Here is a 7,096-nt window from a genome sequence, read left to right as displayed (position 1 = left end):
GATCAGAAAAATCATCCTTTAGTCTTTCATACATAACCTCACCCGGCCAGTTTTGCTCTACCCAACGCATTCATTCCAGCGTAAGAAATTTCACCCTCCCCGATGTATCCGGCATGGTAACCTACACTAACCTTTAGAGTGTCCGGTTTCTTTTTACCAGTACAACCAGAAACTTCTATGGTATCAGGTGCTATCTCTCTCAAACGGACCGTTGTAAAATCTGCAATGACATCTGGTGTCATATATTCATTCGGATTCGTTACCTCATAAAGAAGTTGCTCTTTAGCAGTCGCTAACGAGATGATTCCTCCCGTTCCCTGTACTTTACTGATGATAGCCGTTCCATCACAATCAACATCAGCATATGGAAAACCTAAATAAGCAAAGTTTGGAACGTCTTTTTTCCCAGGATCCGCAAAATATCCTCCACAAATTTGACTGCCACATTCTAACAAATGACCCACTACTGTCCCTTGTGCAATCCGATTTGCATCATCCAATGACCAACCATAATGATGAATCATAGGTGCGACAAATAAAGAAGGGTCGGCAACTCGTCCCGTGATGATGACATCTGCACCTGATTCCAAAGCAGGCAATATCGCCTTAACACCCAGGTAAGCGTTTGCCGAAATTAGCTGCCCAAAAGAAGATAATGGTTCATCGACTTCTAGTGCGTTTTCCTCAAGATCAATAGAGTGGTAGACATCATCTCCTGTAACCGCCGCCACTTTGACTGAAACTCCGAGTTTTCTTGCTAATTCTACAATCTTTTCAGCTGCCCCAATAGGATTGGCTGCCCCCATATTCGTTATAAGACGAACTTTATTTTTACTGATGACAGGCAAAAGGAGCTCCATTCTCTTTTCTAATAAAGCATCATACCCCAACGAAGGATTTTGAAGTTTCCGTTTTTGGGCCAAAGCAATGGTTCGTTCAGCTAGACATTCCAATACTAGATAATCTAGCTGTCCGTTTTCTGCTAAAACAACTGCCGGTTCCAATCGATCTCCTGAAAATCCTGCGCCAGAACCAATTCTTATCATACGTACCACCTCAAATAGATATAGCTCCTGTGAATAGAGCAATTATTGTCATTACGATTGTTGTTGCAAAAGCCCATTTAAATATAAAACGTTGATGCTCTCCTAAATTCACGCCTGATAATCCAACAAGAATAAAAGTGGACGCAGTAAGAGGGCTCAATGGAAATCCTGTTGTCATTTGACCAAGTATCGCTGCCCGTCCAATTTCAATAGGGTCAATTCCAAAACTAATAGCCGCTTCACTAATGACTGGAAGAACACCAAAATAATAAGCATCTGGAGTAAATACAAGACTGAGAGGCATACTCGTAATGGCTACGATTAACGGTAAAAACCCTGCAATTTGTTCAGGTATAACGGAAACCATCGACGATGCCATTGCATCAATCATTTTCGTTCCTGTAAAGATACCGGTGAAAATACCTGCAGCAAAAATCATTGTAGAAACCATCACAACACTACTTGCATGACTAGACAGTCGTTCCTGCTGTTCTTCTAACTTTGGATAGTTTACAAGTAATGCAATAACAAATGCAAACAATAAATAGGACAGGCATCGGCAGCCATGCCATTACCAAAGCAACAAGAAGTAAAATGGTTAACATTAAATTGAACCAAAATAGTTGTGGTTTCCTGCCTTCCATTGCAGCCGCATGTTCGGACATAAAATCCTCATAATTGCCCTTTGTATCACTAATTCCGAGCCTCGCACGCTCTTTTTTCCCAAGCCAAAACGCTGAAAAACAATACCCATACAATGCCGCCAATCATTGCAGGAAGGACAGGATTAAATAAATGGGCAGAATCTGTATTAAGCATTGACATGGCTCGTGCTGTAGGGACCACCCCATGGTGCAATATTCATAACACCTGCCCCTAACGCAACGACACCAGATAATACAAGAGGATTCATATTTAGCCTCTTATAAAGGGGAAGAAATGCCGTAATGGTTATCATAAATGTAGATGCACCATCGCCATCCAAGGCAACAAGCATGGTAACAATGGCTGTACCAATGACAATCTTCAGTGGATCTCCTTTAACAATACGAATCATTCGAGAAATAATTGGATCAAAAAAGTCCTGCATCCATCATCAGTCCAAAATACAAAACAGCAAACGCTACCATAATTCCTGTAGGTGCAACTTTTTGAATTCCTTCCAGCATCATAGGTCCAAGTTCGGCACCAAATCCACTAATCAGACCAAAAAACAATCGGTACAAGTACAAGAGCTATAATGACAGACATCCGCTTCGTCATAATTAAGAAAAGAAATGTCCCAATCGTTAGAAAGCCTACTAAAGCTAACATCAAATTCCCCCAATTTCCTTTTGATTACTGACCTACCCCTTTGTCGAAACTCCAGCTAATACTAAACCTTCTAATAATACCCCCTTTTCAAAAACTGTTAAGCTACTTATCTTTAATACTTGCAATTACCGTGCCAATAATGTGATCATATCACTTAATATCCATCATATATTCAAAATCCCCTTATTTTTACGGGTTTTACTTAATAGGAAAAAAAATAAAAATAGAGAGCGCTATCAAACTAGGCACTCTCTTACTTGGATATCTTATTGAAATTTCTAAATTTTTAGAAAAGAATACGAATAACTGATGTAACTTGTTATCCACTGTTACAGTAATATTCATGATTTCTAATATTTTAGAATTAGAATGAACAAGATTCTAAATCATTAGAAATCTATCTTATATCGTTTGAGTTTGTTGTATAAGGTAGCGAGTGAAATTCCTAACGATTTGGCTGCCTTTTTCTTTTCTTCAATGTCGCTGCCAAACCTCTTTAATGTATCAATAATAAAATTTCTTTCTGTTTCCTCCATTGCTTCTTTTAATGATTGTATAGTCGAACTATCCTTTGATTCATACATGTTGAAATGCTTTTTTGTAATACGTTGTGGCAGGTGTTCAATCCTTATCTCCGTTCCCTCTGCCATACAGGAGGCATAATCAATAACATTTTTTAATTCGCGTACATTCCCCGGCCATTCATACTCTTCCAAGAAATTCATGGTTTCTCTGCTGATGGTATACTCATTTGGGGAGTTTTCGATGGATAGGTTCAGTTGGGATGAACGAAGCATCGAATAGATAAGGTCAGATATATCTTCCTTACGCTCTCGTAAAGGCGGTATTTGGAGAGAGATAACATTTAGTCTGTAGAATAAGTCTTCTCTGAAGTGAGTCTTTTTGACCAACTGCTGCAAATCACGATGGGTTGCAGCAATAATCCTTACATCTAGGCTCCTTTCATTTGTTTCTCCTACTCTACGAATTTTTCTCTCTTGCAATACCCTTAACAGTTTTGCCTGAAGATCATAGGACATATCACCTATTTCATCGAGAAAAATAGTTCCGTTATTCGCCATCTCAAATAGACCGATTTTACCGCCCTTTTTAGCATTGGTGAAGGCCCCGTCCCCATAACCGAATAACTCGCTCTCTAAAAGAGCCGATGGTATCGCAGCACAATTGACAGGGATAAAAGGTTGATTTTTCCTGCTGCTTTCATTATGAATAGCTTGAGCAAATAACTCCTTTCCAGTACCACTTTCACCTGTAATGAGGATAGGCAAAATCGAATTCGCTACCCTTTCTGCCACATAAACGGCTTCTTTTAGGCCGCCATTTCTTCCAATAATTTGGTTCAGTGTGTACTTTGCTTGATAAAGAGAATCTATTTTATTTTTTAGTTGATTTAATTTTTCCCCTTTTTTCTTCAACTCTAGGGATAGTTTATGTACTTCAGTCAGACTTTTGCAGACAGATACAGCCCCTATGACTTTATCGTTTATAATAATTGGCGCCATATCAACAATATATTCCCGTTTATCAGTTTTCCGATAAACTCCCACCCTGCACTTTCTATCTATTAATATCTCAGGCAGCTGTGCACCTGGTCTATATTCTCTCAACTTTTTTCCAACAATATTAGGGGTCACACCAGTAATTTGTGTATACTCAGGGTTGATAAGTCTTACAAAACCCTCATGATCGATGACTAGGACTCCATCATTAATGGAATGGACAATAGCCTTCCACCATTCTATCTGGTTTTCCAAAGGAAATTCTGTATATTGATTCTTAATTCTTTCAGGCATAAATTTCACTTCCATTCTCCATCTACCTGCTAATATATGCGACGACAACATCTTGCTTATCAAGGGCTGGCTTTATCCATGAGATTGGTCCTTTAATAGTGGATTTGGACGGGTTACCACCTGACTTATCCATTATAAAGGACTTTTTCTTTTAACAAAATAAAGTTATTGAAGATTTCGAGTATTTTTAATAGTGAAATTAAATTATTTCAGAAGCCTGAGAGTAAATTTTTATTTTTGTATCCTTAATTTCTAATTTTACATTGTTATTTTTCCCCTTACCTGCAAAAAGACAAGCTCTATCAATACCCTTTAATAGCTGATTTGTGTTAAGCGTTATGATAATAAAGGTGCCAGAAGCCATCCAATATCTGGATGGCACCTAGCACCTTGTTCATGAAGTATAAATAGGAAGTGTTATTCTTATCGTTGTTCCTTTATTTAAAACACTATTTATCTTAATTTTCCCATTCATTGTCTCTATTGTTTTTACAACAACCATTGAACCTAATCCAGTCCCCTTTTCTTTGGTGCTGTAATAAGGTTCGCCAAAACGGTTTATTTGTTCTCTGCTCATTCCAACACCATTATCGCTTATCTCAATAATGATATCGAATTTACTCACGAGTGTAACTAAACTAAGCTCGCCACCGTTGGGCATAGCCTCTATACTATTTTTAATCAGGTTTAAAAAACATTGCTTGAAATGTTGAATATTTCCGCGTGTAATTCCTGGCACTAACTCTTCTGATATCTTCACCGAATTCATATTGGCCAATGGTTTCGTCATTTCAATAATACTTCTTATTTCACGATCTATTAAAATAATGCCAATATCTTCGGTTGCAGGTTTTGCATATGCTAAGTAATCACTAATAATTGTCTCTGCAGATTTAAGCTCTCTAACCACATGTTGAAAGTACTGTTCTCTAACCTCTTGAGAAAGGTTAGGGGCTTTTAGGAGATCAATAAACCCCTTTACAACTGTTAAAGGATTTCTAACTTCGTGGGAAATACTCGCTGCTAACTGGCTAACAACTTCCATCTTTTCTAGCTTTGCTATTTTTGACTTTACACTAATTGCGTCACTTAATATTTCTATTATATATACAACGAAAAACATGACTATTGGAGGAAGGAAAATAAAATAAAACATATAAGCTTCAGTCACCCTAAATGAATCAGATATGGTAACAGCTATAGAAGTTGTTAATATTCCAAGACACAAAGATAACAGAACTGACAAAATAAGCTTATTTTTTCTATTGAACATGATGAACTTTTTTGAGAAAAGTGCCGTTACAATAAAGATCACGATATAAACAATAAGAGTTAGAGAATTGAATCCATAGATAAAAAATCTAATCGCCAACGAAATTATCAACAAGGCAGCCCCGACAGGCCATCCGCCATAAAGTATACCAATTAAAAAAGGAATTTGCCTTAAGTCATGTACACAATATTCATCAATATAAATAGGGAATTTCATACATAAAATACTTGGTAAACTCATGCATGCTGTAATAAGGGTTTTTTGATAATTTTTAAGCATTTTAAAATTATCAATTAAAACGAAGAAAACAAAAATACTTACTAAAATGTAAAACAAGTTATCTAAAACATTTTGATTAATATAAATGAAGTCCATATTTGATATCCTTTGTCCAAATTTATTAGCATAATTAATTATAAGGGAAAAGTCCTATAAAAGAGAGCTTTTTTTATTTCCACTAATCTTTATACCTGGCAAGATTGGGATAGGTATTTTTAAAGATACTGATTTATGAACATCTGAAATTGCCTTGCTAAAATATTCATTATCTATTATAAATTCAATCTAAAAATCTACCCATTAATACAAGCATCCATTAAATCCCCAGTTTGTCACATATTGCAGCCTGCTCCATATGTTAATCTTCTCCCTTTTTGCTAGATTTTCCTCCTTCCTAAATGTTTCGAGGTATGTATAGGGTGGATTCATGATATACGCCACTCGTGCGTACCCCTCTCTTAGCAGCGTTCCTTGAATCGATTTTCCATCGACAAAAACATAGGCTAACAGTCGTCCGTAGGCATCTCTTGTGTTTTCCTGTTCAAACTCCAAGGTTAACTTTCCGCTTTTAACTAGCTCGCTATTCCGTAAGAACGCCTCCTTTGCATAGAGTTGCACACAAGTTTTTGGATTTTTTGACTCCGGTGTATCTATCAACAAATAACGTACCGTTTCCATTTTTCCATTAACATTCACTTTAATGGTATCGCCATCGATGATTTGTACTACTGTAGCAGGTACGTCCCTTGCTTGATTTTCAGCTACTTGAAGAATGATCTCTTGTGCACTTTCTTCTTTCTGTGATGGCATGGAATAGAATGCTATATAGGTAGTTGCTGCGATTATGGCGATAACTCCGGTATGTTTTTTCATGAATACTCCCTCCTAACTAGCAATATGGCTTTTTAAAATAACCCGCTATTGCAGGAAAACTCTCGAATTCCTTCCTCATGTCCCGAAACGAAATCACCTCATTTCCTCTAGCAAGCTGAAAATCTAGTGTATATTCGTGACAGTTCAACGGGGACTGATAAAATGTATTGGTATAGAACTGGATGGCCTCTTGCTCGCTGCCTGCATAGATAAACACAAACTCCTTCTGGTTCATTTTCAATGAGTAGACACGAATTTTATGAATACCTAATACATTGTTTTCAATCATTTCCCTTACTCTCTGATGATCTGCCTGTTCTAAATCTATCTTGGACATATCGTCATCCAATGAAATTTTCTTCTCAGCGAGTAAATGATGGATGTAATGGGCCAATGCTGATTCTTCATAAAGTAAACTATCAAGATATGCTTCTTTTACAAGCATGTGGTTACACCTCGGTAATAGATTTTTATTATTCTTAAATGGTTAATGAAAG

7 protein-coding genes and 1 pseudogene are annotated in these 7,096 nt (G+C 37.0%); all 8 read right to left on the bottom strand.

Annotation, left to right across the window (positions count from 1 at the left end; all coding sequences use genetic code 11):
- Window positions 1-38: 38 nt before the first annotated feature.
- Complete coding sequence (locus QFZ28_RS27690; RefSeq protein WP_307197824.1) at window positions 39-1,046, bottom strand: acyclic terpene utilization AtuA family protein; 1,008 nt, start codon at window positions 1,044-1,046, stop codon at window positions 39-41.
- A 10-nt stretch (window positions 1,047-1,056) separates the two neighbouring features.
- A pseudogene (locus QFZ28_RS27685) lies at window positions 1,057-2,360 on the bottom strand (CitMHS family transporter).
- Window positions 2,361-2,749: 389 nt separating this feature from the next.
- Window positions 2,750-4,189 (bottom strand): sigma-54 interaction domain-containing protein, encoded by a 1,440-nt coding sequence (locus tag QFZ28_RS27680; protein ID WP_307197823.1) that lies wholly within the window; start codon window positions 4,187-4,189, stop codon window positions 2,750-2,752.
- 184 nt (window positions 4,190-4,373) lie between these two features.
- Window positions 4,374-4,538, bottom strand: a complete 165-nt coding sequence (locus QFZ28_RS27675; protein WP_307197822.1) for a hypothetical protein — start codon at window positions 4,536-4,538, stop codon at window positions 4,374-4,376.
- A 30-nt stretch (window positions 4,539-4,568) separates the two neighbouring features.
- The gene (locus QFZ28_RS27670; protein WP_307197821.1) at window positions 4,569-5,822 is read right to left on the bottom strand and encodes a sensor histidine kinase; all 1,254 of its coding nucleotides are present in this window, start codon (window positions 5,820-5,822) and stop codon (window positions 4,569-4,571) included.
- Between the two features lie 54 nt (window positions 5,823-5,876).
- A complete protein-coding gene (locus QFZ28_RS27665; RefSeq protein WP_307197827.1) occupies window positions 5,877-5,999 on the bottom strand; it encodes a hypothetical protein in 123 nt (40 codons plus the stop codon).
- Between the two features lie 27 nt (window positions 6,000-6,026).
- Window positions 6,027-6,599, bottom strand: coding sequence for a thermonuclease family protein (locus tag QFZ28_RS27660; RefSeq protein ID WP_307197820.1), 573 nt, complete (start codon window positions 6,597-6,599; stop codon window positions 6,027-6,029).
- Between the two features lie 16 nt (window positions 6,600-6,615).
- Window positions 6,616-7,044: a hypothetical protein gene (locus tag QFZ28_RS27655; RefSeq protein WP_307197819.1), complete on the bottom strand. Its 429-nt coding sequence runs from the start codon at window positions 7,042-7,044 to the stop codon at window positions 6,616-6,618.
- Window positions 7,045-7,096: the final 52 nt, after the last annotated feature.

This window comes from Neobacillus niacini, from assembly GCF_030817695.1.
Classification (GTDB): Bacteria; Bacillota; Bacilli; order Bacillales; family Cytobacillaceae; genus Neobacillus; species Neobacillus niacini_F.
The sequence above is the reverse complement of the archived record's forward strand: the minus strand, read 5'-3'. Positions and strand labels throughout refer to the sequence as shown.